Source organism: Kitasatospora kazusensis, assembly GCF_039529945.1.
Classification (GTDB): Bacteria; Actinomycetota; Actinomycetes; order Streptomycetales; family Streptomycetaceae; genus Kitasatospora; species Kitasatospora kazusensis.
On sequence record NZ_BAAANT010000034.1, the window covers coordinates 52,272 to 78,308 of the forward strand.

Genomic DNA, 26,037 nt, shown 5'->3' on the forward strand with positions numbered 1-26,037 from the left:
CCCAGGGGCGCGGGGAACTGCGCGAAACCGGAAGACTCCGACCTGCAACTGACTCACCGTGCGAACGTGGCACCATCTGCGCTCCCGGTTCGCGCAGTTCCCCGCGCCCCTGGAAAACCCGCGCTACGCGCCGTTGCCGCCCCGGTGCACGCTGAAGGCGCTGCGGCGGGCCGCGCGGGCGACCGCCGGGTCGGGGTGGACCCCTGCGACGGCCGTGAGGACGGAGGCCGCACGGGGGTGGCCGGACTGCCGGGCGCGGTTGAAGAGGCGGACGGGCTCGCCCGCCGAGGCGCCTTCGACGTGACCGACCAGCAGCTCCGTCTCGCCGTGGTCCAGGACCGCGGCGGCGGTGTCCACCCAGAGCCAGGCGGCGTCCTCCGCCGTCAGCACGTCGGCCGGCGCGCAGCCGCCCTCGTCCGACTGCTCGGCCAGCCACAGCAGCGCGTACGGCCGCAGCACCGGCTCGTCCACCGCGGCCCGGACGGCCTGCTCGGCGGTGCCCCCAGCGACCCGGAGGGCCTCGAAGGCGAGGCCGCGCAGCAGGGCGTCCTCGCCCTGGGCGGCGTCGAGGAGCTCGGCGACGGCCCGGTCGACCGGCCGGGCGGCGACCCAGGCGCGGTACTCGGCGCGGGCCGGACCGGGCGAGTAGTTGGCGCAGGCGTCCAGGAGTTCCAGGGCGCTCTGCTCGATGTGCCCGGCGGCGGTCTGGGCGACCGTGCAGATCTCCTCCAGCTTGGCGCGCACGGCCCAGTGGCCGAGGGAGGAGAGTTCGGCGGCCTCGCCCTCGCGGATGACGGCGCCGACGGCGGCCAGCCCGTCCAGCATCCAGTCCAGGACGGCGGCGACGTCGGAGATCGCGTGCGGGGTGTCGATCTGCGGCTCGCGGCAGGTGCCGCGCACGGCGGAGACGGCGGAGGCCGCGTGCGGGATCGGGGAGAGCGCCCCGGCTCCGGTGCCCGCGCCGTGGCGGCGCTCGTCCAGGCCCCGGCGGAGCAGTTCGAGCAGCTCGCTGTCGGGGACCGGGCCGTCCACCAGGTGCAGGAAGGAGAGCAGCTGGGGTGCCTGGTCGACGGCCTGCCCGGCCAGCACCGCGAAGACGCCGCGCAGTGCGGCGGGCGGTACGGGGGCGAGCAGCGTCCAGGCGTCGAAGAGCGCGGACCAGCCCCGGACGACGGCCTCGTCGTCGTGCTCCCAGGCGTGCAGGCGCCAGCCGGGCGCGGCGCCGCCGTCGCGGGCCTCGACCAGGCCGACCAGCAGGGCCTGGCCCCAGGCCTTGGCGGCGGCGCCGACGGTCATGGCGAGGGCGCGGCCGGCCGCGCGGGCGTCCTCGGGGAGGAGTTCGCCGCGCTTGTCGACCGTCTCCAGCTCGCCCGCCCAGCGCGCGATCCGCACGGCGTCGGCGAGCATCCGCCGGGCGGGCGGTGCGAGCTCGGCGGGGGCGGGGAAGCCCTCGGGCATGGGTACGCGCCCGCGCCCCGGCTTGGGAGCGGGGGTGCGGCGGCGGGCGGCGAGGGGATCGGCCGGGCGGGCGCCGTCGGCACGGCGGGCCGTACCGGGCAGACGGGTCACCGTCGCACCGGCACCGATCGTCGGCGGGGGCGGGGCATCACGGTCGCGCGGGTTCCGAGACGTCACGCCGTGCAGTCTTCCCCGTGCACAGGCCATCTGTCACATCGACTTCAGTGCATCTTCGGGAGTCCGACTCCCAAGGCGGGTAGAGATCGGGCAACCCGCCGCAAACCGGGCTCCCACCAGCCCCTTTATGGCATGTCCACAACACAGGAAGGCGGGCCGGCCCGCCCTCAGAGCAGCGGGGTGAGCCAGCGGCGCAGGGTCTCGGCGTAGCCGGCCGGGTCCGCGTTCCAGAGGGCGGCGTGTTCCGCGTTCGCGACCGGGTGCAGGCTCACCACGTCCGGGCGCAGCTGCGCGAGGCGCTGGGCGGCCGCCCAGGGGGCGAGGTCGTCCGCGGGGCTGTGCAGCAGCAGGGTGGGCACCTGGAGGTCCGTCCCCTCGGCGAGCCGGGCGAAGCCCGCCAGGTCCACCCCGGCGCGCCCCTGGGCGGCCAGCGCGCCGAGTTCGGCGAGCGGCGCCGGGACGCCGGACCGGACGGCCCCCTGCCGCGCGGTGGCGGGCCAGTCGAGCACCGGGGAGTCCAGCACCAGCCCGGCGACCGAGTCGCGCCAGTCCGAGCGGGCGGCCGTCTGCAGCGCGATGGTGGCGCCGAGCGACCAGCCGTAGAGGATCACCTTCCCCGCGCCGCTGCCGAGCGCGAGCCGGACGGCGGCCTCGATGTCGCGCCACTCGGTCTCGCCGAAGTGCCCGAGCCCGTCCGGTGAGGGCGGCGCGCCCTCGTCGCCCCGGTAGGTGACGGTCAGGGTGGGGAGCCGCAGCGAGTTCAGCAGCGGCAGCACCGGCAGCGCCTGCGAGCGGTCGGCGCCCGGCCCGTGCACCAGGATCACCCAGGTGCCGCGCACCCCTGCGGTGTACCAGGCGGGCAGCAGGCCCAGCTCGCCCTCGGCGCCGGTCTCGATGTACTCCAGGCCGAGTGCGGACTCCGGGTCGCCGCGCAGGACCCGGGGGGTCAGCCGGACCTCGGTGCCGATGTCGAGGGTGCCGCCGTCGGCGCGTACCAGCCGGCGGGTGACCGTCCGGATGTCGGTCCGCAGGACCTCGCCGACCACCGCGTGCCCGTCTCGGCCCCACTCCAGCGCGTAGCGCCCGGGCCGGGCCGCCTCCGGGGTCCGGGTGAGCGTGACCCGCCCGGCGGCCAGGTCGTGCACCCGCAGGGTCGCGGGGGCGGCCGCTTCGAGCCCGTCCGGGCCGACCACCCGCTCGGAGACCCTGCGACCGAGCAGCAGGACCGCCGCTCCGGTCCCGACGGTGGCGGCCGCGACGATCGCGGCGGTTCCCCAACGCATGGCGCTCCCCGGGTGTGCTGTGGCGGACGGTTACCGTCCCAGTGCACCGGCTGCGGGGCCGCCGTGCCAGCGGGGGGCGTCCGTCCGGGGAGCCCGTCCGGCCGGGCCGTCAGACCGGGATGTCGGTGCGGTGCCCGGAGAGCAGCTTCCAGAAGCGCTCGGCGAGCGGCTCGGCGGGCGGCTGCTCGGCGACGGGCGTGGAGGCGCCCCAGTGCATCGGCACCCGGTACTCGTTCTGCAGGGCCGCCAGGGTCGCCGAGAGCACCTCGTCCGGCACCGGCACCAGGCGGGCGATCACCTTCAGCTGGGCCTGCCAGCGCCCGTCGACGCAGCGGCGCAGCCGTGCGTCGAGCTCCTCCTGACGGTTGGTGACGTGCAGCAGCGCGCGCAGGCCGAGGCCGAGGGCGTGCGCGAGCGCGTACGACTGCTCGGCGTCGCCGGTCCACTTGCCGGTCGTCTCGACCTTCTCGTACGCCGGGACGGAGATGCCGATCCTGCGGGCCGCCTGTTCGACGCCGAGTTCCCGGGCGACCCGGAAGTCCCGCAGGGTGGCGGGGCGGGCGCCCATCAGCTGGGCCGGCGGGCACCAGAGCGCGCGGGAGAGGGCGATGAACTCCTCCTCGGACGGGCGGATCTCGCCGCTCTCCCAGCCGATGACGTGCCCGGGCAGCAGGCGGACCCCGTGGGCGGCCATCCCCTCGGCGACCTGTTCCGGCGTCAGGCCGAGCCCCGCCCGGTGCGCCCGGGCGGCCGCCGGGGAGAAGGGCACGGGTGTGCTGCCGGGCTGTCTGCGTCGCATGTCAAGTGACCGTACGGGTGGCCCCGGCCCGTCCATACCCGCTGATTGCACGAAGCCCGGGTGGCGCCCCCCAACGGGCACTAGATGATCCTCCAAGGAGGTGGCGCCGAATCCGGGCCCTACTCGGAGGTAGTGACGGATCATCGACAGGCTGCCAGGCTACGCGGGTAGCACCCACCCCACCTCCCGTTCTGTCGGCACGTCAGCGGACACGGCGTGTGACCAAGCCCTCCGGAGACCTTGTTGACTCCCGGTCGAGCCCCGTGATGGGATCCTTCAGCCAAACGGAGGCATGCAGAGGAAGCCGGTGGGAATCCGGCGCGGTCCCGCCACTGTCACCGGGAGCACGCCCCAGGCGTGCCGGCCCGGAAGCCAGGAGACTCTCACCCCCCGGTACGTCGATCCAGGGCGCGGACCCTGAGTGAGGACACCCACGCCATGCAGGTTGCCCCGGTCGGGCCCCGAACCCCCCCTGTCTTCGTCGCGCCGTGCGCGCCTTGAGGCGCGGCTCCGCTCTCGCGCTCGGCACCGTGGCGGGCTATCTGGCCGACGCCCGCTTCGCCGACCCCCGGCGCGGTCATCCGGTGGCCGCCTTCGGGACCGCCGCAGACCGCCTGGAGCGCCGGATCTGGCGCGACCACCGGGGCACCGGCGCCCTGTTCACCACGGTCTGCGTGGGCACCGTCGCGGCCGGCGCACTGCTCGCCGACCGGGCGGCCGGCCGCTCCTGGGCCGGCCGGGCCGCGCTGGCCGCCGCCGCGACCTGGACGGTGCTCGGCGGCGCCTCGCTGACCCGGGAGGCGCGCACCATCGGCCGCGCGCTCCAGGCGGACGACCTGAACGCCGCCCGCGAGCGGCTGCCGCACCTGTGCGGGCGCGACCCGAGCTCCCTGGACGAGGCCCAGATCGCCCGCGCCGTGGTCGAGTCGGTCGCCGAGAACACCGCCGACGCCGTGGTGAACGCGCTCACCTGGGGCGCCGTCGCCGGCACCCCCGGGCTGCTCGCCTTCCGCGCCGTCAACACCCTGGACGCGATGGTCGGCCACCGCTCGGCGCGCCACCTCCGCTTCGGCTGGGCCTCGGCCCGCCTGGACGACCTGGCCGGCTGGCCCGGCGCCCGGCTCACCGCGCTGCTCACCGTCGCGGCGGCGCCGGAGCCGCGTACCGCCTGGCGGGTCTGGCGACGGGACGGCTCCGCGCATCCGAGCCCCAACGCGGGCCAGGCGGAGTCCGCGTTCGCCGGTGCCCTGGGCGTCCGGTTGGGCGGCACCCTGACGTACGGCGAGCAGGTCGAGCACCGGCCGGTGCTGGGCGCGGAGCTGCGGGCCGTCACGGTGGACGACATCGAGCGGGCCTGTGTGTTGTCCCGCCGGGTCGGCGCGCTGGCCCTTGCTGTGACGGTTGGTGCGAGGGTGCTGGGGCGGATGGGACGGGACGGCGCCGTACCTTCCGTCTCGCGCAGTTCCTCGCGCCCCCGGAGATTGCCCATGAGCGAGAAGAACGGGGTGCGGACATGAGTGGGGCACTGCTGGTCGCCGGGACGACCTCGGACGCGGGTAAGAGCGTGGTCACGGCGGGGATCTGCCGCTGGCTGGCCCGCCAAGGCGTGCGGGTCGCGCCGTTCAAGGCGCAGAACATGTCGCTGAACTCGTTCGTGACCGCCGACGGCGCCGAGATCGGCCGCGCGCAGGCCATGCAGGCGGCGGCGGCCCGGGTCGAGCCGGAGGCGGCGATGAACCCGGTGCTGCTCAAGCCCGGCGCCGACGGGCGCAGCCAGGTGGTGCTGCTCGGCCGGGCCGTCGCCGAGGTCGGCGCGATGGACTACCGCGAGCGCAAGCCCGTCCTGCTGGAGCGCTCGCTGGAGTGCCTGGCCGACCTGCGCAGCCGGTACGAGGTGGTGGTCTGCGAGGGCGCGGGCTCCCCCGCCGAGATCAACCTGCGGGACCGGGACATCGCCAACATGGGCCTGGCCGTCGCCGCGAAGCTGCCGGTGGTGGTGGTCGGCGACATCGACCGGGGCGGGGTCTTCGCCGCGATGTACGGGACGCTGGCGCTGCTCTCGGCCGAGGACCAGCGGCACGTGGCCGGCTGGTTCGTGAACAAGTTCCGGGGCGACGCCCGGCTGCTGGCGCCCGGCCTGGAGATGCTGCACCGGCTGACGGGCCGTCCGGTGCTCGGCACGCTGCCGATGCTCTCCGGGCTCTGGCTGGACGCCGAGGACTCGCTCGACCTGACGACCGTGGTCGAGCGCGGCGACGTGCGCGGGCCGGTCGGCGCGGACGTGCTGCGGGTGGCCGTGGTGCGCTTCCCGCGGCTGTCCAACTTCACCGACCTGGACGCGCTGGCGCAGGAGCCGGGCGTGCTGGTCCGCTGGGCCACCCGGCCCGAGGAGCTGGCCGACGCCGACCTGGTGGTGCTGCCCGGCAGCCGGGCAACGGTCGCCGACCTGGCCTGGCTGCGCGAGCGCGGGCTGGAGGCCCCGCTGCGCGCGCGGGCGCTCGACGGACGGCCGGTGCTCGGGGTCTGCGGCGGGTACCAGATGCTCGGCCGGGAGATCGAGGACGAGGTCGAGTCGAAGGCCGGCACGGTCGCCGGACTCGGGCTGCTGCCGACCCGGGTGGTGTTCGGCCGGGAGAAGGTGCTGGCGAGGCCGGTCGGCGAGGCGTACGGCGAGCGGGTCGACGGGTACGAGATCCACCACGGGGTGGTGACCGTCGAGGGCGGTGACCCCTTCCTGGACGGCTGCCGGGTGGGCGCGGTCTGGGGCACGACCTGGCACGGCGCGCTGGAGAACGACGGCTTCCGGCGCGCGCTGCTGCGCGAGGTCGCCGAGCTGGCCGGGCGGGCGTTCGTACCGGCGCCCGACACCTCGTTCGCGGCGGCCCGGGAGGAACGGCTCGACCGGCTCGGGGACCTGATCGAGGAGCACGCCGACACCGACGCACTGTGGAAGCTGATCGAGGGCGGGGTGCCCGGCGACGGGCTGCCGTTCGTACCGCCGGGCGCGCCCCGGCCTCTGGAGAACTGATGAGTGACGTCCGATACCCGTTCACCGCGATCGTCGGCATGGCCGACCTGCGGCTCGGGCTGCTGCTCAACGCGGTCTCCCCCGCCGTCGGCGGAGTGCTGGTGCGGGGTGAGAAGGGGACCGCCAAGTCGACCATGGTCCGCGCGCTGGCGGGGCTGCTGCCGTCGATCGCGACCGTCCCCGGCTGCCGGTTCGCCTGCGACCCCGCCTCCGCCGACCCGCAGTGCCCGGACGGGCCGCACACCGTCTCCGCCCGGGACGAGCGGCCCGCGTACCTGGTCGAGCTGCCGGTCGGCGTCTCCGAGGACCGGATCGTCGGCTCGCTGGACCTGGAGCGGGCGCTCGCCGAGGGCGTGAAGGCGTACGAGCCGGGCCTGCTGGCCAAGGCGCACCGGGGCGTGCTCTACATCGACGAGGTCAACCTGCTCCAGGACCACGTGGTGGACCTGCTGCTGGACGCCGCCGCGATGGGCCGCTCGTACGTGGAGCGCGAGGGCGTGTCGGTCCGGCACGCGGCGCGCTTCCTGCTGGTCGGCACGATGAACCCGGAGGAGGGCGAGCTGCGGCCGCAGCTGCTCGACCGGTTCGGGCTGACCGTCGAGATCGCCGCCACCCGGGACCCGGCGGAGCGCGCCGAGGTGGTGCGGCGGCGGCTCGCGTACGACGCGGATCCCGCCGTGTTCGCGGCCCGGTTCGCCGAGGAGGAGCGGGAGCTCGCGACCCGGATCGTCACGGCCAGGGAGTTGCTGCCGCAGGTGGTGCTCACGGATGTGGCGCTGCGTCAGATCACCGCCGTGTGCGCCGCGTTCGAGGTGGACGGGCTGCGCGCGGACATCGTGATGGCCCGGGCGGCGGTCGCGCTGGCGGCCTGGGACGGGCGGACGGAGGTGCTGGAGGAGGACGTCCGCAAGGCCGCCCAGCTGGCCCTGCCGCACCGTCGCCGCCGCAACCCCTTCGACGCGCCCGGCCTGGACGAGGAGCAGCTCGACCGGACCCTGGACGAGCACGCGGAGCCGGACCCGGAGGACGACGGCCCGGGCCCGGACGGCGACGGTCCGGGCCCCGACGGCGGCCCCGACGGCAACGGCCCGGGCGGCGGCGCCCCCGAGCCGGGCAGCGACGCGCCCGACGGCAGCGCCGCCTCGGACGACCCCGCCGTCCCGGAGCAGAGCGGCGGCCCGGCGCGGGCGGCCGCGCCGGTGGCCTCCGCCGGGGAGCCGTACCGGACCAAGCTGTTCAAGGTCCCCGGCACCGGGAAGGGCGCCCAAGGGCGCCGCTCGCCCGCCGAGACCGACGGCGGGCACACCATCCGGTCCCGCCGGCCGCAGGGCCACCTGAGCCGGCTGCACCTGAGCGCGACGCTGCAGGCCGCCGCCCCGCACCAGGTGGCCCGGGGCCGGGACTCGCGGGCGCTGGTGCTGCGCCGGGACGACTTCCGGGAGCAGGTGCGGCAGGGCCGGGAGTCCAACCTGGTGCTGTTCCTGGTGGACGCCTCGGGGTCGATGGCGGCCCGGCAGCGGATGACGGCCGTCAAGGGCGCGGTGATGTCGCTGCTGATGGACGCGTACCAGCGCCGCGACAAGATCGGCATGATCACCTTCCGGGGCTCCGGCGCCGAGCTGGCGCTGCCGCCGACCTCCTCGGTCGAGGTCGGCGCGGCCCGGCTGGAGCAGCTGCCGACCGGCGGCCGGACCCCGCTCGCGGCCGGGCTGCTGCGCGCGCACGAGGTGCTGCGGGTGGAGCGGATGCGCGACCCGCACCGCCGTCCGCTGCTGGTCGTCGTCACCGACGGACGGGCCACCGGCGGGCGGGACGCGCTGGAGCGGGCCGGGCAGGCCGCCGGGCTGCTGGCCTCGCAGGGGCTGGCGAGCGTGGTGCTGGACTGCGAGGCCGGCCCGGTGCGGCTCGGCCTGGCCCGCACGCTGGCCGGTCAACTCGGCGGCTCCGCCGTCACCTTGGACGAGCTGCGGGCCGAAGGCGTCGCCGCCCTGGTGCACGCGCACCGAAACGTCAGCACCACCAACCGAAAGGCTGCCTGAGCCATGCCGAAGGGTATCCCCGAGACCGTCCCCGACGACGGCCTGACCACCCGCCAGCGCCGTACGCTGCCGATCACCGCCGTGCACACCGGCCCCGGCAAGGGCAAGTCCACCGCCGCCTTCGGGATGGCGCTGCGGGCCTGGAACCAGGGCTGGCCGGTCGGGGTGTTCCAGTTCGTGAAGTCCGCCAAGTGGAAGGTCGGCGAGGAGAACGCGCTGCGCGTCCTCGGCGCGTCCGGCGAGGGCGGCACGGTGGCCTGGCACAAGATGGGCGAGGGCTGGTCCTGGGTGCAGCGCTCCACCGAGGCGGAGGTCTCCAGCGAGGAGGCCGCCAAGGAGGGCTGGGAGCAGGTCAAGCGCGACCTGGCGGCCGAGACCTACCGCTTCTACGTGCTGGACGAGTTCACCTACCCCATGCACTGGGGCTGGGTCGACGTGGACGAGGTGGTGGCCGTGCTGAAGGACCGCCCCGGCAGCCAGCACGTGGTGATCACCGGCCGGTACGCCAAGGAGCCGCTCACCGAACTCGCCGACCTGGTCACCGAGATGACCAAGGTGAAGCACCCCATGGACGCGGGCCGCAAGGGCCAGCGCGGTATCGAGTGGTAGAGCGCAGCTGATCCCGTTGAACCAGTCGAACATCCCCCGTCTCGTCGTCGCCGCGCCCTCCTCGGGCGCGGGCAAGACCACCGTCGCCACCGGACTGATGGCCGCCCTCACCGCCCGGGGCCTGGCCGTCTCGCCGCACAAGGTCGGCCCGGACTACATCGACCCCGGCTACCACGGCCTGGCCGCCGAACGTCCCGGGCGGAACCTGGACGCCTTCATGTGCGGCCCGGAGCGGATCGCACCGCTGTTCCTGCACGGCGCGGCCGGGGCCGATGTCGCGGTGGTCGAGGGCGTGATGGGGCTGTTCGACGGCGCCGCCGGGCGGGGTGAGCTGTCCTCGACCGCGCACGTCGCCAAGCTGCTGCGGGCACCCGTGGTGCTGGTGGTAGACGCCTCCTCGCAGTCCCGGTCGGTGGCGGCGCTGGTGCACGGCTTCGCCTCCTGGGACCCGGAGGTGCGGCTCGCCGGGGTGATCCTCAACCGGGTCGCCTCGGACCGGCACGAGGAGCTGCTGCGGGAGGCGCTGGAGGAGGGCTCGGGCGTGCCCGTGCTCGGCTCGGTGCGGCGGACGGCCTCCGTCGCCACGCCGTCCCGGCACCTCGGCCTGATCCCGGCCGTCGAGCGCTCGGCGGACGCCCTGCGGGCCGTCCGGGACATGGGCGAACTGGTCGGCGCCTCGGTCGACCTGGACGCCGTGCTCGCGCTCGCCCGCAGTGCGCCGCCGCTCTCCGGCCCGGCCTGGTCGGCCGCCGAGGAGGTCACCCCGGTGGCCGGGCGGCCCCGGATCGCGCTCGCCTCGGGGGCGGCGTTCTCGTTCTCGTACGCGGAGAACGCCGAACTGCTGGCCGCGGCGGGCGCGGAGGTCGTCCCGTTCGACCCGCTGCACGACGCGGCACTGCCCGAGGGCGCGGCGGGCCTGGTGATCGGGGGCGGGTTCCCCGAGATGTACGTCTCCGAGCTCAGCGCCAACACCGGCCTGCGCGCCTCGATCGCCGAACTCGCCGCCTCGGGCGCGCCGGTGAGCGCCGAGTGCGCCGGGTTGCTCTACCTGGGACGGGAGTTGGACGGCGCGCCGATGTGCGGCGTGCTCGACACCACCGCCCGGATGACCGAACGCCTCACCCTCGGCTACCGCGAGGCCGTCGCCCTCGGCGACAGCGTGCTCGCCCCGGCCGGCACCCGGGTCCGGGGCCACGAGTTCCACCGCACGGTCTGCGAACCCGGCGCCGGCGAGCAGCCCGCCTGGGCCTGGCGCGGGCCCGCCGGACCCCGGACGGAGGGCTTCGCGGGCGGTTCCGTGCACGCCTCGTACCTGCACCTGCACTGGGCGGGGGCACCACAGTTGGCGCAGCGGCTGGTCGGCGCGGCGGCGGAGCACCGCGTCCGTAGACTGCTCCCATGATCACGCCGCCGAAGCTCCACACGTACACCGCCCAGGTCGTCTGGACCGGTAACACCGGGACCGGGACGAGCAGTTACCGCGCGTACGAGCGTGCCAACGAGGTGTCGGCGGACGGGCGTCCGACGATCCCGGGCAGTTCGGACCCGGCGTTCCGGGGTGACCCGGCACGGTGGAACCCGGAGCAGTTGCTGCTCGCCTCGATCGCGCAGTGCCACCTGCTCTGGTACCTGCACTTCTGCTCGGTCAACGGCGTCGTCGTCACCTCGTACACCGACGAGCCGGTCGCCACCATGGCGGAGACCGCCGAGGGCGGGCACTTCACCGAGGCCGTGCTGCGGCCCCGGATCGAGGTCGCCGAGGCGTCGATGACGGAGCTCGCCCTCGCCCTGCACACCGACGCCCACAAGTCCTGCTTCATCGCCAACTCGGTGAACTTCCCGGTCCGGCACGAGCCGGTGGTCACCGTGCGGAGCGCCGGGCTCAGCTGATCTCGTCGACGACCTCGACGCCCCTGATGTTCCGTTCGATCTCCTCGGTGGGCAGCGCCACCCGCATGGCCCAGTAGTAGACCGCCAGGGAGAACACCACGATCACCGCGATGTCCCACCAGAGCGGCAGGTTCTTCTGGGCTCCTACGCCGAACTGGCCCTGCCAGGAGAGCACGCCCAGCCCGATCAGGTAGACCGGCAGCCACTGGCCCGCCGCGAAGTCCATCCGCGGGGCGACCGGCAGCCGCTTGGCCTTCGCGTAGGCCGCGTAGGAGCCCAGCAGCAGGTAGCCGAGCAGGATCGAGGCGCCGAGCCGCCAGAGGGTGTCCCAGCCCGCCCAGTAGATGACCAGGCTCGCCACGGCGAAGGACAGCGGCGAGATCACCGACCCTCCGGGCAGGTGGTAGGACCGCTCCAGCCCCGGCAGGCGCTTGCGCAGCACACCGAACGACAGCGGGGCGCCCGCGTACATCAGCACCACCGCCGAGGTGATGAAGCTGACCAGCTTCTGCCAGCTGGGGAAGGGCAGGAAGCAGAGCAGGCCGGCCACGAAGGCGACGGCCAGGCCGACCCAGGGGACGGCCCGGCGGTCGGTGGCCTGCATCGCCTGCGGGGCGTAGCCGTTGCGGCTCAGCCCGTAGGTGATGCGGGAGCTGGAGGTGATGTAGATCAGGCCGGTGCCGCCGGGCGAGATGATCGCGTCGATGTAGAGGATGGTGGCCAGCCAGCTGAGCCCGATGACGGTCGCCAGACCGGCGAACGGGCCGCTGATCCCGGCGTAGGTCAGCTTGTCCCAGCCGCCGGCGAAGGAGGAGGCGGGCAGCGCCCCGATGAAGACCACCTGGAGCAGGATGTACACCAGGCTGCCGATCAGCACCGAGCCGAGCACCGCGCGCGGGATGTCGCGCCGGGGGTTCATGCTCTCCCCCGCCCACTGGATGGCCTGCTCGAAGCCGAGCAGCGCGAAGATGACCCCGCTGGTGCTGATCGCCGACAGCACGCCCCGGGCGCCGAACGGCGCGAAGCCGTGCGAGGTGAAGTTGCCGCCGTGGAACTCGTGCACCGCGAACACGAAGATGGTGAGCAGCGGAACGGCGACCTTCCACCAGGTGGCCGCGCTGTTGGTGTGGGACAGCCATTTGACGCCGAGGAAGTTGATCGCGACGAAGAGCGCGAGCAGGACGACCGCCACCGCGTAGCCCGAGCCGGTCAGGGTCTGGTCCTTCGGATTCTGGAGGCCGTCGGCCCAGGACCAGTGCCGGGCGTAGCCGATCATCGCCTGCACCTCGATCGGCGCGATGGTCGACGCCTGGAGCCAGGAGAACCAGCCGAAGGACATGCCCGCGAACCCGCCGAAGGCGTAGTGCGGGTACCGCGCGGTGCCGCCCGCCACCGGGAACAGCCCGCCGAGTTCGGCGTGGACCAGGGCGAGCAGCACGATGGCCACCGTGCCGATCCCCCAGGAGAGCAGCGCGGCCGGCCCGGCGACCCGGACGGCCTTCTCCGCGCCGAACAGCCAGCCCGATCCGATGATCGCGCCGACCGAGGCCCAGAGCAGCCCGATCATCCCGACTTCGCGGCGCAGGGCGTGTTTGGGTGACGAGGAGGAGAGCTGGCCAGTCGGTGCCATGGTGCGGCCTCTCGGAGAGCGGTAGCTCCGTCCGACAGTGCCGCAGTGCCTCTGCGGGGTGGCGGCTACACGCCGACAGGGCCACCCGTACGGCCCAGCCGGAGGCCGCCCCGCACGGCCGCGCGGGGCCGTCAGCCGACGTACGCGGGGGCGACCGCCGCGGCGGCCGCCTTGCGGGCCGCGCCGGAGCCGTCCGCCGGGACGGTCCACAGGTCGGCGCCGAAGTCGCCGGGGAGGGCGTAGAGCAGCGTGGAGTCGTCCGCCCAGAGCGCCTGGTCGTCGATGTTGCGCTGCTCGGCGGTGGCGGTCTCGGTCATCGTGCGCAGGTCCAGGACGTACAGCCGCCAGGGGGAGCCGTCGGGGGCGCCCGGGATGCGCTTCTTGTAGGCGATCCGGGTGCCGTCCGGGGAGAGCGAGGGGCACTCGACGTTCTGGTGCAGGGTGGTCAGGGTGCGGGCGGTGACGTCGCCCTGGACGAGGTAGGTGTGCCCGCCGGTGGCCAGGGTGGCGTAGAAGCGGTTGTCGTCGGCGAAGGTGACGCCCCAGATGTTGGTGTCGTGCGCCTGGTACGGGTGGCCGTCCTTGGTGATGGCGTACGTCTCCAGGTTGTCGTCGAGCTTCCAGGTGCGGGTGTCGACGATGGCCGTCCGGGTGGAGAAGTCGGTGCCGCCGTAGGAGTCGCCGCTGACGAAGACCGTCCAGGCGGCCAGGTGGCCGGAGGGCGAGACCCGGGCGCGGGTGGGGATGCCGGCCGCCGGGAAGCTGCGCAGTTCGTGCAGCCCGGCGTCCAGGACGACGGCGCGGTAGGTGTCGTCGAGGGCGCCGTGCACCGCCTGGAGACAGATGCCGGTGCCCGCGGCGGCGTGGAAGCGCAGGCACTTGACGCCGGAGGCGGTACGCGGCGCGTCGGACCGGTCGGCCGGGACGGTGGCGAGTTCGTCCCGGTGCGGCCCCCAGGCCATGTTGCGGAAGACCAACTGCCGTGCGCCGGAGGCCTGGAGGGTGACCTTGCCCGCGTGGACGGCCGGGCCGCCGGGCTGCTCCCGGTCGCGCTTGCCGGACCGGTCGGCGGCGTACAGCACCGCGCCGGTGCCGATGCCGCCGAGCAGCACGACGGCGACCAGCAGGATCAGCAGACGGGCGGTTCGGCTCATGCGGGGACCTCACGGAGGGTACGGAGCAGCACGGTGACCACGGCCGCGCTGAGCGCCAGGCCGACGGCGGTGGTGGCGAGGGCGGTGTGGCCGCCCCAGGCGCTCCAGGCGGCGCCGAAGGCGAGCGAGCAGACGAAGCGGGCCAGCGCCTGGCCGGTGCCGACCAGCGCGAGCCCGGCGCCGACCTGCGCGGCCGGGGTGACGTCGGCCGCCGCCGCCGCGAGGACGCCGTCGGTGGCGGCGTAGAACGTGCCGTGCAGCAGCAGGACGGCCACCGCGACGCCGGACGCCGACACCGTGAGCACCAGGGCGTACGCGAGCAGCAGCACCCCGTGCCCGAGCAGGAAGAGCGTGCGCCGCCCGATCCGGTCGGCGAGGGCGCCGAGCGGGACGGCGAGCAGCAGGAAGGAGGCGGCGGTGCCGAGCGGGAGCAGCGGGAACAGCGTGGCGGGGAGAGCCAGTTGGCGCTGGAGCAGCAGGTAGAGGAAGGAGTCGCTGACGGTGGTGAGGCCGAGCAGCACGGCGCACAGCGTGAGCCTGCGCAGCGCCGGGAGCCGCAGCAGCGTCAGCGAGTCGCGCAGCGCGGGCCTCGGCGCGCCGGGGGCCTGGCCGGCCCGGCGGGCGGGTACGAAGAGCAGCAGGACCAGCACGCCGAGCACCGCGACGCACCCGCTGACGGCGAACACCGCGTCGTAGCCGTCCACGGTGGCGCGCAGGACGCCGAAGGCGACCAGCGGGCCGAGCAGCGCGCCGGTGGTGTCCATCGCCCGGTGCACACCGAACGCCCGTCCCCGGTGCTCGGGCCGGGTGGCGAGCGAGATCATCGCGTCCCGGGGCGCCGTGCGCAGGCCCTTGCCGGTGCGGTCGACGGCGAGTACGGCGCCGATCAGCGGCACGGTGTGCACCAGCAGCAACAGCGGCTTGCAGAGCGCGGACAGCCCGTAGCCGACGGCGGCCACCGCCTTGTGGCTGCGCCCGCCCCGGTCGGCGAGGTGCCCGCCGATCAGCCGGACGAGGGCGCCGACGCCGTTGTTGATGCCGTCCAGTACACCGAAGCCGAGCGGGGAGAGGCCGAGGCCGGCCACCACGTACAGCGGCAGCACGGCGGTGACCATCTCGGAGGAGATGTCGGTGATCAGGCTGACCGCGCCCAGTGCGAGGACGGTGCCGGGCACGGCGGCGCCGAGACCCCCCGGCGTGCGGGGGGTCTCGGCGGCGCTGCGGGAGTCCGCGAGGTACACGGGCGTCAGTTCCAGACGCCGGTGATGTCGGTGGCGGAGGCGGCGTTGCCCGCGTGGGTGCCCAGCCCGGCCAGGTCCTCCAGGGTGCGCAGCACGTCGTAGTGGGTGTAGGTGGTGTCCGAGCTGCTGCCGGCCTTGACCGGCTGGCCGTACAGCACGGTCGGGATGCGGTTGCCGGAGAGCTTGTTGTCCTCGTCGAAGGTGACGACCAGCAGGCTGTTGTGGGTCTGCGCCCAGTCCGCGTAGGCGCCGAGGTTGTCCCGCAGCCAGTTGTCGCCGGTGGCGACGGAGCAGTTGTGCATGTCGCTGCAGAGGTTCGGGGTGACGAAGGAGACCTTCGGCAGCGTGCTGAAGTCGCTCGGGAACTGGTCGAAGGTGTCGGCGCTGTCGGTCGGCACGTTGCCGAAGCCGAACCACGGGTTGTGCTTCTGCGCGTAGTCGCCGCTGCTGCACGAGGTGTCGCCCTGGGCGGGGAGGCTCTCGTTGTAGCTGGCCCAGGTCTGGCCGGCGTCGAGCAGCTCGGAGGCGAGGTTGGGCGCCTGGAGCGCGCCGGGGTCGACGCAGCTGTCGTCGGTGACACCCTGGGTGGAGCCGGAGAACAGCGCGTAGTAGTTCGGCTGGCTGGGGTGCGTGATCCCGTACGACGCGGTGAGGCTCGCGCCGCCGCTCGCCAGCGAGTTGAGGTACGGCGCGCCGGAGTTGCCGATCACCTGGGAGTAGGCGTGGTTCTCCATCACCACGACCACCACGTGGTCGGGGGCGGGCAGCGCGCTGTCGGCGTGCGCGGCGGTGCCGGTGGCGGCCCACAGGGCGAGCGAGCCGGCGGTCAGGCCGAGGGCCGAGGCCAGGGCGGTCAGGGTGCGGCGGGCGGGTACCTGGCGGGGCGGCATGGCGGGTCCTCCGGTGGGGTCGGCTGTCCTGGCCGCGCGCATGACGCGGCACGGGCGCGGCCAGACTAGGCGGGCACGGATGACATGTACGGCGCACAAAAGATGAAGAGCGGACGAACGATGCGGGTGGCCGGGTCGGCGCCCGGCCACCCGCGCCGGCCCGGCGTCAGTTCCAGATGCCGGTGACGTCCGTGGCGGAGGCGGCGTTGCCCGCGTGGGTGCTCAGACCCGCCAGGTCCTCCAGGGTGCGCAGCACGTTGTAGTGGTTGTAGGTGGCGGCGGAGCTGCTGCCCGGCGTCACGTGCTGGCCGTAGAGCAGGGTCGGGATCCGGTTGCCGGAGAGGCTGTTGTCCTCGTCGAAGGTGACGACCAGCAGGCTGTTGTGGGTCTGCGCCCAGGTGGCGTACGCGCCGAGGTTGTTCTTGATCCAGGTGTCACCGGTGGCGACCGAGCAGTCGTGCATGTCGCTGCACAGGTTCGGGGTGACGAAGGAGACCTTCGGCAGCGTGGTGTAGTCGGCCGGGAACTGCGCGAAGGTGTACGCGGTGGAGGTCGGCACGTTGCCGAAGCCGAACCACGGGTTGTGCTTCTGCGCGTACTTGCCGCTGCTGCAGACCGTCGAGCCCTGGCTCGGCAGGGTCTCGTTGTAGCTGGCCCAGCTCTTGCCGGCGGCGATCAGCTCGGAGCCGAGGTTGGGCGCGGTCATCGAACCGACACCGACACAGCTGTCGTCGGTGCGGCCCTGGGTGGAGCCGGAGAACAGCGCGTAGTAGTTCGGCTCGCTGGGGTGCGTGATCCCGTACGACGCGGTGAGGTTGGCGCCACCGGCCTTCAGGGTGTTGTTCAGGTACGGCGCGCTGGAGCTGCCGATGACCTGGGAGTACGCGTGGTTCTCCATCACCACGACGACCACGTGGTCCGGGGTGGGCAGAGCCGTGACGGCCTGGGCGGTGGAGCCGGTGACGGCCCAGATCCCCAGCGAGGCGGCCGCGAGGCCGAGTGAGGCGGCGACGGCGGCGAGCTTGCGGCGCGGACGGCGGACGGACTGCGGCATGACGTTCCTCCGGGCGGACGGCGAAGGGTGCGTTGGCAGAGCGCCGACAACGCTAGGAGTGCGCCGGTGGACGCGGCTGCCCGGTCCGGATGAAGAACCGGCGAACGCTGCCCGCCTATCCGGCAGTGTCCCGCACCGGGCCCGGGGTGTCCCGTCGGCCCGGCCGGCCGCCCCGGGCAGCCCGCCCCGGACGTGATTGACCTGGTCATCGGGCCCGTGGTGGGATTCCGGGGATCCGGTCCGCGCGAGAGGGGTGCCCGATGGGGCAGGTGGTGGTCGGCGTCGGCGCGGGCCGGGGGGTACCGGCCCGCGAGGTGCTCGGGCTGGTCGACGCCGTGCTCGCGGCGGCCGGGGCCTCCCGCCCGGACGTCGCCCGGCTCGCCACCCTGGACACCAAGTCCGAGGAGCCCGCCCTGCGCACGGTGGCCCGGCTGCTCGGCGTGGAGCTGGTCGGCTACCCGGCGGCCGCACTGGCCGCCGTCCCCGTGCCGCACCCCTCGCCGGCCGTGCTGGCCGCCGTCAGGACGCCGAGCGTCGCCGAGGCCGCCGCGCTGCTGGGCGCCGGCGACGGCGGACGGCTGGTCGTCCGCAAGCACAAGTCCGCCCGGGCCACCGCCGCGATCGCCCGTACCGCCCCACCCTGGAGTGCACCCGTGACCACCGAACCCGACCTGCGCCACCACGGCGACGCCGAAGTACGCGACGGCGGCGAGCTGGTGGACCTGGCGGTGAACGTCCGCACGGGTACGCCGCCCGGCTGGCTGCGCGAACACCTCGCCGCGACCCTCACCGGCCTCGCCGCGTACCCCGAGGGCTCCGCCGCGCGGGCCGCCGTCGCCGCCCGGCACCGGCGGCCGGTGGACGAGGTGCTGCTCACCTCGGGCGCCGCGGAGGCGTTCGTCCTGCTGGCCCGGATCCTGCGGCCCCGGTACGCGGCCGTCGTGCACCCCCAGTTCACCGAGCCCGAGGCCGCGCTGCGGGACGCCGGGCACACCGTCCACCGGGTGCTGCTCGCGCCCGAGGACGGCTTCCGGCTCACCCCGGGGGTGGTCCCGGAGGAGGCCGACCTGGTGGTGATCGGCAACCCCACCAACCCGACCTCCGTCGTCCACCCCGCCGCCGAACTCGCCGGGTTGGCCCGGCCCGGCCGGACCCTGGTGATCGACGAGGCGTTCATGGACACCCTGCCCGGCGAGACCGAGTCGCTGGCCGCCGTCCGCGGACTCCCGGGCCGGGTCGTGGTGTTGCGCAGCCTCACCAAGACCTGGGGCCTGGCCGGGCTGCGGATCGGCTACGTCCTCGCCCCCGCCGGCCTGATCGCCGAGCTGGCCACCGCCCAGCCGCTCTGGCCGGTCTCCACCCCCGCACTGGCCGCCGCCGAGATCTGCAGCGCACCCGCCGCGCTCGACGAGGCCGAGCGGGCGGCCCGGACGACCGTCGCGCAACGCGACCACCTGCTCAAGGGGTTGGCGGCCCTCCCGGCGGTACGCGTGCACGGCGAGCCGGCCGCCTCCTTCGTCCTGGTCGAGCTGGCGGGCGCGGCCGGGGTCCGCGAGCGGCTGCGCGCGGCCGGGTTCGCCGTCCGGCGCGGGGACACCTTCCCCGGGCTCGGGCCCGACTGGCTGCGGATCGCCGTCCGGGACGAGCGGACCACCGACGCCTTCCTGGCCGCGCTGGCGGACGCGCTGGCGGACGTACTGGCGGGGCCGCCGGTCGAGCTGCCGGCGGAGCTGCCGGTCGAGCCACCGATCGGGCTGCCGGCCGGGCTCCCGGTGCCGGGCGTCACACCGTCCTGACCACGTCCCCCAGACTGATCCGCCCGGGCCGCAGGACCTGCGCGTAGACGCCCGCGCAGGCCAGCGGGCCGATGCCGGGCAGCGGCTCGATCCGGTTGAACCGGTCCGGCAGGCTGTAGGCGTAGGTGTCCGGCGGGAAGACGCCGTGCGCGAGGGTCGGCATCGCGCAGCGCGGCGTGGGTATCAGCACCCGGATCCGCAGGTCGGCGCCGATCGCCAACTCGCGGTCCACCCAGTCGTTCTCCGCGAACGGCGGCCCGTCCGAACGGATCACCAGGTTGGGGCGGTACCGGGCGGCCCCCAGCACCCCGCGCGGGCTGTGCACGGCCATCCCGTCCAGGGTCGCGGTGGTCAGCAGGTGCAGCGGGGCGTGGTCGAAGAACGTCCCGGCGGGTGCGGCCCGGCCGAACTCCACCACCGCGTTGGGGACTTCCACCTCGACGCCGTGCCGGAGCACCTCCTCCGGTATGGAGCGCTGGAGCGTCGCGCCGTCCGGGCGGGTGTCGATCAGCGCCACCTCGCGGCCCAGCAGCCCGGAGAGGACGCCGTCCACCCCGGGTTCGTCGCTCCAGAGCAACGTGCCGGTGGGCTGGGTGATCCGGATGCCCCGCTCGGTGAATGCCGCCGACAATGTCAGGAGCCGCCGCCACAGGTACGGGTTCTTCGCGCTGGCGACGTGGCCGGTCTCCAGGTCGAGCAGTGCCGCGCTGCGGTCACCGGTGAGCCCGCGCTCGGTGACCTCGCTCGACACGATCTCCTCCCCCAGTAGGGATTTCACCGGATGGCGCCGCAGTGCCTGGATCTTTCCCAGGATCATGGCGCCACCCGGCCGGGGTGGTGTGCTGCCGGTCGGGTCTGCTGTGGCATCGCCGTTCTCCTCGCCTCGGTGGCCGGATTGTCCGCGATGCACCCCGGCTCGCGCCACCCCGATAACAGGAGTCCCACCCGTCTTTCGGAGATTCGTGGGTGTCCGGCACCCGCCACCGGCCCGCGCGACCGGGTCGGCCCCCGGCCGACCCACGGCCGGCCCACGGCCGGTCCACGGTCTCAGCGCCGCCAGGCCCGTGCCGCGGCGATCCGGCGGACGGCACTGGGATGGGTGGCGAAGAGCAGCTCCAGCGGCCGGGGCGGGTCCACGTCCGAGACGTTGGCGACCGCCAGCCGGCGCTGCATCGCGATGAACCCGGCCGGGTCGCCGGTGAGTTCGAGGGCGTGCCGGTCGGCCCGGGTCTCGATCCGGCGGCTCGCCGCGCACTGCGGCGGCCCGGCCAGCGCGCCCAGCACGGCCGCACAGGCGGCCAGCAGCGGCAGCGAACGCGGGTCCGCGACGCCCGGCACCCCGGCCGCCGAGAGCAGCACCTGCCGGCCCGTCAGCAGGCTCAGCAGGCAGACCGCGAACGCCGCGCCCAGCGCGCCGAGCAGCGTGCCGGTGAGCACGTCCCGGTGCTTGACGTGGCCGAGCTCGTGGGCCACCACCAACTCCACCTCGCGCGGCTCGGCGGTGCCCAGCAGGGTGTCGTAGGCGACGATCCGGCGGGTCGCGCCGAAACCGGAGACGTACGCGTTGAGCGCCGTGGTGCGGCGCGAGGCGTCGGCGACCAGGACGTCCTTCACCCGGATCGCGTCGCGTTCGGCGAGGGCGAGCAGGGCGGTGCGCAGCGGGCCCGGCTCCATCGGGGTGAAGCGGTTGAACACCGGCTCCACCAGCAGCGGGTAGAGGAAGGAGAGCGCGACGACCAGCAGCGCGGCCGCCCCGGCGGCGGGCAGCCACCAGTGCTGCGGGGACCACGCGGTGAGCGCGTACAGCCCGTAGACGGCGGCGAGGGCGAGCGGCAGCGTCAGTGCGAGGCCGCGCAGGACGTCCAGCGCCCAGCCCCGCCAGCCCTGGGTGACCAGGCCGTACCGCGTCCGGACCGCCCGGACCCGGGCCGAGAAGGGCAGCCCGGCCGCCTGGCCGAGCAGGACCAGCACCGCCGCCCCGCCCAGCACTTCGGCCGTCCGCGAGCCGCCGAACAGCCCGCCCACCGCCGCCACCAGCCCGGCCCCGGCCGGGGTGAACCCGAGCACCAGGGAGAGCAGCAGCCCGGCCGCCTGCCCGCCGAGCGCCCACGGCACCTGCGCGCGGCGCAGCGCCCGGCCCCTGGCGACCTGCTCGGGGGTGAAGTCGGGGCCGAAGTCGTCCATGCCCCACAGTCTTCCGTACGCGCGAACACACGAACACACGGACGCGGAAACGCCCGCCGGTCCTGGGCAGGACCGGCGGGCGTTCGGCTACGGCTGGGGGCGGATCAGACCTGGCCGGCCTTCTCCAGGGCGGAGCAGCAGGTGTTGACCATCAGGCGGGTGACGACGTAGGGGTCGACGTTCGCGTTCGGACGACGGTCCTCGATGTAACCCTTCTGCTCGACCTCGACCTGCCACGGGATACGGACCGAGGCGCCACGGTCGGAGACGCCGTAGGAGTAGACGTTCCAGGGGGCGGTCTCGTGCTTGCCGGTCAGGCGGGCCTCGATGTCGTCGCCGTACTGGGTGACGTGCTCCAGGACGATCTCCTGGGTGGCGCCGAGCGACTCGCAGGCGGTGATGATGGCGTCGTAGCCCTCACGCATGGCCTTGGTGGAGAAGTTGGTGTGCGCGCCGGCACCGTTCCAGTCGCCGCGGACGGGCTTGGCGTCGAGGGTGGCGTCGATGCCGAACTCCTCGGCGGTGCGGTAGAGCAGGTAGCGGGCGACCCACATGTGGTCGGAGACGGTCAGCGCGTCGACCGGGCCGATCTGGAACTCCCACTGGCCGGGCATGACCTCGGCGTTGATGCCGCAGATCGCCAGGCCCGCGGCGAGGCAGCGGTCGAGGTGCAGCTCGACGATCTCGCGGCCGAAGACCTCGTCGGCGCCGATGCCGCAGTAGTAGCCGCCCTGCGGGGCCGGGAAGCCGCCCTCGGGGAAGCCGAGCGGGCGGGAGCCCTTGAAGAAGGTGTACTCCTGCTCGATGCCGAAGATCCCCTCCTGGGCGGCGAACTGCTCGGCGATCGGGCGCAGCTTGGCACGGGTGTTGGAGACGTGCGGGGTGCCGTCGGTCTCGAAGACCTCGCACAGGACGAGGATGTTGTCGCCGCCGCGGATCGGGTCCGGGAAGGACGCGACCGGCTCAAGCACGCGGTCCGAGGCGTGACCCTCGGCCTGGTTGGTGGAGGAGCCGTCAAAGCCCCAGGTCGGCAGCTTGTCAGCGTTGGCCAGGATCCGAGTCTTGGAGCGGAGCTTGGCGGTCGGCTGCGTGCCGTCGATCCAGATGTACTCGGCCTTGATTGCCACGGCTTACCTCGCAACTTGAGTGGTGGGTGCCCGCGTAGCGTCGCAAGCCGCCGTTTCCCGGTTGTTCCTCCTATGTGACGCCCGTGTAAACCAACCGTCCGCAGTGGCACGCTCACGCTGCGAGAGTGCCACTCGGGGGCGCGCGGGCGACACCCCGCGCCTTGCCCGCTGCGGGCCGGACGAGGGCGGAGCCGTCGGCTCAGCGCCGGTGGGCGCGGCGGCGGCGGGTCACCCGGAGGGCGGCGGCGCCCACGGCCAGCAGCACCCCCGAGCCCGCCAGCAGCGTTCCCGTACCGCTGCTGCCGGTGAAGGCGAGGCTCCGGGCGTCGGCGGCGGGGAGGGCACGGCCCGCCTGGACGGAGGCGGGGGCGGGGAGCCCCGACGGCCCGGCGGACGGCTGGACCGCCGGCGCGGTGGACGGCGCGGCGCTCCCGGCGGTCGGCTTCTCACAGCTCACGGACGCGACGGTGATCCGGCCGGTGACCTTGGCGACGTTCAGGTTGAGCGGGTTGAGCGCCACCTGCACCTCCAGCGCGGAGGCGGCCGCCGTCGTGGACGTGGTGGTGTGCCGGGAGAACTGGAGGTCCACGCTGCCGATCCCCGGGACGTCCACATGGGTGGGCCCGTACAGGCCCGGTTTCACGGACCTGCCGAGCACCGTGACCCGGGCGAGCGCACCAACCTGGGCCGTGGGCGGCCCGTCGACCGGGCAGGTCACCGAGGCGCTCAAGGCGTCCAGTCCGAGCAGGGCGGTGAGCGGCAGGCCGGGCGCGTGCACAGCGGCGCCGACCAGCGTGACGGAGGCGGCGGTGCCGTGCGCGTCGGCGCGGGTGACGGACTTGCCGGCCTCGGCGTCGACGAGGGTCACCGGGCGCTCCCGGTCGACGCCGTCCACCTTGGCCGTGAGCAGTGTGCCGGCGCTCTGCGCCGGGGTCTCGACCTTGTTCAGCGCTATGTCGACAGGGACGTCGGCGGCCTTGTCCAGCAGGCTGACGTCCAGCCGGAGCTCGGCGGTGACGGCACTGGCCCTCCCCGGCGAGGCCGGTACGGCCGTGGACAGGGCCGCGGGTACGGCCGCGGGTACGGCCGACGGAACGGGCGCGGCCGTGTCGGCCCGGGCGGCCGGGAGCGGCAGACCGACGGCCAGGGCGACGACCGCCACGGCGGCAGCGGCGGTGGTACGCGAAACGGACAAGACGGGACCCTTACCTGTGGCGGGTTGGCAGAGCGCGCCACCTCGGTGACCCCGTGCGCGGGCTTACGCCACGCCGCCCCGGGGAAGGAGCCTGCGCTCTCGACTGCCGCCAGTCTCATCGAACAGCCCGTCACACGAGTCGCACCATGGGTCACTTCACCCGTTGGGGTGAACCGCCCGGACGGATCGCGTGCAGCACCCGAGCCGCCCGGGATACTCCGCCGGGGCGGGAGCGCCCCCCGTGACCGCTCCCACCCCGACGGACCGCCCAGGCGCCGGCGCACCTGGGTCGAGGGTCAGATCGTCGGGCCGTCCGCCCGGCCCTGGCAAGGTGTCCGGACGACCCCGGACAACCCCGGACACCCGGCGGCACACCCGCCCTGCACCGAGCGCCGAGCGCCGGCCCGCCAGCTGCACGCCCTGCCCGGCCGGCGGCCCGTTCGCGCGGCCGAACGAGCGGGAGCCCACGATCGCGGCCAAGGCGTGACGGTGCGCATCCCCATCGACGCCATCCACTGGATGACCGGGTTCGCCGGTCCGTCAACTGACGATCCATCAAAGCCACTATGAAAGAAGGCAGTACGTGCATTAATCTGAGCTGACGCACTGCTCGGCACTGCGACACAGGGGAAGTGACCGTGGACGGGTTGTGGACGCTCTACGGCATGGTGGTCCTCGGTGGGATCACCGTTCCGTCGGGCTTGGCGCAGGCAGAGCGGCACATCAGCGCCGAACGGGTCCGCGCGGCACTCGGCGGGACGGACCGGACCCCGGCGCTGCGGGGCATGCTCGCCGGCGGGCCGGGCCGCGTGGTGGACGCCCTGGCCACCGGCCTCGTCGAGCGGGGCGAGCTGCGGGCCGAGGACGTGCGCCTGCGGCGCCCGTCGGCGAAGGAGGCCGAGGAGGAATCCGCTCGGCGCACTGGGGCTCTCCTGCCTCGCACAGCTGCGGGCCGATCTGCCGCCCGACGCCGCCCAGGCCCGCCGAGTCACCCTGGGCGGCCTTGCGGCGATGACCCGGGCCCGGCTGCGCGGAGCGGTCGCGGGCCCCTGCGCCCGAGGAGAGTGCCCGGCGGTGGCCGCGGGCGCTCCACGAGCAGACCCAGGTCCACCGGATCACGGCCACCCCTGCTGAACCCGGGCAGCGCCGAGGAGGAGCACCTGGAGTGACCTGAGCACGGACACCGCTCCGGTGTCCGCCGACCCGCCTCGCAACGGGGTGGGAAGCCGAACAGGAGGTGGAGAGATGGTGCCGTCGTACTCACCCGACCCGATGCCGGGTGGTCTCAAGGGCGCGCTGGTGGTGGTCTGGATCCAAGCGGCCGGCAACCTCGTTTTCGCCATGGTCATGTTCCACGAGAACCGGAACGACATCGACCACGGCCACACGGACAACAGCAGCCTGCTCGTCACCGGCGCGTGGGTGACGCTGGGTACGGCAGTGCTCCTGGCGGTCTGCGCGCTGGCTACGGCGGCTCGCCAGAACTGGGCGCGGCGCACCCTGATCGGGCTTCAGGTGCTGAACATTCTGGGCGGCGTGTTCCTCGCGCTGGTCGGCGGAGGGGTACCCGTCCTGCTCGGCATGGTGGTCTCGGCAGCGGTCATCGGGGGGACCGGCTCGGCGAAGGCGGCCTCCTGGATCCAGCGCTGACCGGAGTCGTCGGGGCCGATCGCGACGAAGCCGGCACCCGCCGAGAGCAGCGAGGCTGCGGCGGCGGTCCCCGCCATTCGAACTGACAGGGCGTCACTCAAGTCTCGCCATCACTCGCCGCTCGCCGCTCGCCGCTCGCCGCTGGGCCGTTCAGGCGGCTGTCCTTACACTTACTATTCCCCTTCCGCGAGGCTGGCGCTCAGGGATGGAGCTGCACATCGCTCTCGGCCAACGGTCCTTCACGTGAGTGAGCCTGTCGGCTTGTGGTGCGACGACAGGCCCGCCCTCCACAAGGCCCGGATCGAAGGCGGTCTCCCCTTGACCCCTCCAGGAAGGGCCGTACCAGAACCGCATTCGAGAACAGGAGGCAGGATCGAATGACCGGCATCGCAGACGCGTGGGTATACACGAGCGGCGCCGTGGGGTTCAGGCGCGGCACCGAGGTACACGTCACCGACTGGGGCCAGGGGACCATCAAGGCGCTCGATGACCTGATCCGGCCGCCCTGGGCCGACCCTGACTGTGTGTTCTACTGGCAGAACAGCGGCGCCTACGGCGTCATCCAGGGCGACGAGGCCTACATCAGCGACTCGCGCGGCATTCGCAAGATCCACGACCAGTGGCCCAGCCTCCCCAGCGACTGGTAGACGGATCCCGGCCCCGATCGTCCGCAACCGTGACGGAAGGCGAATTCGAGGGTCCGCCGCCACACTTCGGTTGATCGAGCAGGTCTGAGCTTGATTTTTATGCAGTCGTCGTGGCTTTGGCCTTGTGGGCTTCGAGTGTGAGTTCGCGTTTGACGGTCTTGCCGACGTCGTAGCGGGGTGCCGGCA

At 74.1% G+C, this 26,037-nt stretch carries 21 protein-coding genes and 1 riboswitch; of the genes, 9 read left to right on the forward strand and 12 right to left on the reverse strand.

The window, feature by feature from the left end; genetic code table 11:
* Positions 1-123: 123 nt before the first annotated feature.
* The 3 genes from ABD330_RS24250 to ABD330_RS24260 form a co-directional block, all read right to left on the reverse strand.
* Positions 124-1,635 (reverse strand): hypothetical protein, encoded by a 1,512-nt coding sequence (locus ABD330_RS24250; protein ID WP_344468088.1) that lies wholly within the window; start codon positions 1,633-1,635, stop codon positions 124-126.
* 167 nt (positions 1,636-1,802) lie between these two features.
* Positions 1,803-2,918 (reverse strand): alpha/beta fold hydrolase, encoded by a 1,116-nt coding sequence (locus ABD330_RS24255; RefSeq protein ID WP_344468089.1) that lies wholly within the window; start codon positions 2,916-2,918, stop codon positions 1,803-1,805.
* A 109-nt stretch (positions 2,919-3,027) separates the two neighbouring features.
* Positions 3,028-3,717: a helix-turn-helix domain-containing protein gene (locus ABD330_RS24260; protein WP_344468090.1), complete on the reverse strand. Its 690-nt coding sequence runs from the start codon at positions 3,715-3,717 to the stop codon at positions 3,028-3,030.
* A 251-nt stretch (positions 3,718-3,968) separates the two neighbouring features.
* Positions 3,969-4,120, forward strand: a riboswitch (cobalamin riboswitch).
* Between the two features lie 94 nt (positions 4,121-4,214).
* Here ABD330_RS24260 and ABD330_RS24265 point away from each other — a divergent pair.
* The 6 genes from ABD330_RS24265 to ABD330_RS24290 are packed head-to-tail and all read left to right on the forward strand — an operon-like array spanning position 4,215 to position 11,283.
* Entirely contained in the window at positions 4,215-5,234 is a 1,020-nt protein-coding gene (locus ABD330_RS24265; RefSeq protein WP_425555626.1) for a cobalamin biosynthesis protein, read from the forward strand.
* The gene (locus tag ABD330_RS24270) at positions 5,231-6,745 is read left to right on the forward strand and encodes a cobyric acid synthase (protein WP_344468092.1); all 1,515 of its coding nucleotides are present in this window, start codon (positions 5,231-5,233) and stop codon (positions 6,743-6,745) included. The genes ABD330_RS24265 and ABD330_RS24270 overlap by 4 nt, the downstream gene beginning before the upstream one ends.
* The gene (locus ABD330_RS24275) at positions 6,745-8,784 is read left to right on the forward strand and encodes a putative cobaltochelatase (RefSeq protein ID WP_344468093.1); all 2,040 of its coding nucleotides are present in this window, start codon (positions 6,745-6,747) and stop codon (positions 8,782-8,784) included. Before ABD330_RS24270 ends, ABD330_RS24275 begins: the two co-directional genes overlap by 1 nt.
* 3 nt (positions 8,785-8,787) lie before the next feature.
* Entirely contained in the window at positions 8,788-9,393 is a 606-nt protein-coding gene (gene cobO / locus ABD330_RS24280) for a cob(I)yrinic acid a,c-diamide adenosyltransferase (protein ID WP_344468094.1), read from the forward strand.
* 16 nt (positions 9,394-9,409) lie between these two features.
* Positions 9,410-10,795 (forward strand): cobyrinic acid a,c-diamide synthase CobB, encoded by a 1,386-nt coding sequence (locus tag ABD330_RS24285; protein ID WP_344468095.1) that lies wholly within the window; start codon positions 9,410-9,412, stop codon positions 10,793-10,795.
* Entirely contained in the window at positions 10,792-11,283 is a 492-nt protein-coding gene (locus ABD330_RS24290) for an OsmC family protein (protein ID WP_344468096.1), read from the forward strand. The genes ABD330_RS24285 and ABD330_RS24290 overlap by 4 nt, the downstream gene beginning before the upstream one ends.
* Here the strand turns inward: ABD330_RS24290 and ABD330_RS24295 are convergent.
* From ABD330_RS24295 to ABD330_RS24315, 5 genes are all read right to left on the reverse strand, one after another.
* The gene (locus ABD330_RS24295) at positions 11,276-12,913 is read right to left on the reverse strand and encodes an APC family permease (protein ID WP_344468097.1); all 1,638 of its coding nucleotides are present in this window, start codon (positions 12,911-12,913) and stop codon (positions 11,276-11,278) included. The two genes, ABD330_RS24290 and ABD330_RS24295, sit on opposite strands and share 8 nt — an antisense overlap.
* A 131-nt stretch (positions 12,914-13,044) precedes the next feature.
* Positions 13,045-14,067: a TolB-like translocation protein gene (locus ABD330_RS24300; RefSeq protein WP_344468098.1), complete on the reverse strand. Its 1,023-nt coding sequence runs from the start codon at positions 14,065-14,067 to the stop codon at positions 13,045-13,047.
* Positions 14,064-15,308 (reverse strand): MFS transporter, encoded by a 1,245-nt coding sequence (locus tag ABD330_RS24305; protein WP_344468099.1) that lies wholly within the window; start codon positions 15,306-15,308, stop codon positions 14,064-14,066. Before ABD330_RS24305 ends, ABD330_RS24300 begins: the two co-directional genes overlap by 4 nt.
* 5 nt (positions 15,309-15,313) lie before the next feature.
* Entirely contained in the window at positions 15,314-16,198 is an 885-nt protein-coding gene (locus ABD330_RS24310) for an alkaline phosphatase family protein (protein ID WP_344468100.1), read from the reverse strand.
* 166 nt (positions 16,199-16,364) lie between these two features.
* Complete coding sequence (locus ABD330_RS24315; RefSeq protein ID WP_344468101.1) at positions 16,365-17,252, reverse strand: alkaline phosphatase family protein; 888 nt, start codon at positions 17,250-17,252, stop codon at positions 16,365-16,367.
* A 260-nt stretch (positions 17,253-17,512) separates the two neighbouring features.
* On the opposite strand from ABD330_RS24315, the gene cobC reads away from it, so the two are divergent.
* Positions 17,513-19,048: an Rv2231c family histidinol phosphate aminotransferase CobC gene (cobC, locus tag ABD330_RS24320; RefSeq protein WP_344468102.1), complete on the forward strand. Its 1,536-nt coding sequence runs from the start codon at positions 17,513-17,515 to the stop codon at positions 19,046-19,048.
* Here the strand turns inward: cobC and ABD330_RS24325 are convergent.
* The 4 genes from ABD330_RS24325 to ABD330_RS24340 all read right to left on the reverse strand — a co-directional run bounded on the left by ABD330_RS24325 (position 19,035) and on the right by ABD330_RS24340 (position 23,554).
* Positions 19,035-19,865 carry an MOSC domain-containing protein gene (locus ABD330_RS24325; RefSeq protein WP_344468103.1) on the reverse strand — a complete coding sequence of 277 codons (831 nt, stop codon included), beginning with the start codon at positions 19,863-19,865 and terminating at the stop codon, positions 19,035-19,037. The genes cobC and ABD330_RS24325 overlap by 14 nt on opposite strands.
* A gap of 230 nt (positions 19,866-20,095) precedes the next feature.
* Positions 20,096-21,232: a M48 family metallopeptidase gene (locus tag ABD330_RS24330; RefSeq protein ID WP_344468104.1), complete on the reverse strand. Its 1,137-nt coding sequence runs from the start codon at positions 21,230-21,232 to the stop codon at positions 20,096-20,098.
* Positions 21,233-21,336: 104 nt separating this feature from the next.
* Positions 21,337-22,359, reverse strand: coding sequence for a glutamine synthetase (glnII, locus tag ABD330_RS24335; RefSeq protein WP_344468105.1), 1,023 nt, complete (start codon positions 22,357-22,359; stop codon positions 21,337-21,339).
* A 199-nt stretch (positions 22,360-22,558) separates the two neighbouring features.
* The gene (locus tag ABD330_RS24340; protein WP_344468106.1) at positions 22,559-23,554 is read right to left on the reverse strand and encodes an SCO1860 family LAETG-anchored protein; all 996 of its coding nucleotides are present in this window, start codon (positions 23,552-23,554) and stop codon (positions 22,559-22,561) included.
* A gap of 1,245 nt (positions 23,555-24,799) precedes the next feature.
* On the opposite strand from ABD330_RS24340, the gene ABD330_RS24345 reads away from it, so the two are divergent.
* Together ABD330_RS24345 and ABD330_RS24350 are read left to right on the forward strand one after the other, a co-directional pair.
* Complete coding sequence (locus ABD330_RS24345; protein WP_344468107.1) at positions 24,800-25,204, forward strand: hypothetical protein; 405 nt, start codon at positions 24,800-24,802, stop codon at positions 25,202-25,204.
* A 377-nt stretch (positions 25,205-25,581) separates the two neighbouring features.
* On the forward strand, positions 25,582-25,851 hold the full coding sequence (locus ABD330_RS24350; RefSeq protein ID WP_344468108.1) for a hypothetical protein: 270 nt from the start codon (positions 25,582-25,584) through the stop codon (positions 25,849-25,851).
* Positions 25,852-26,037 lie beyond the last annotated feature (186 nt).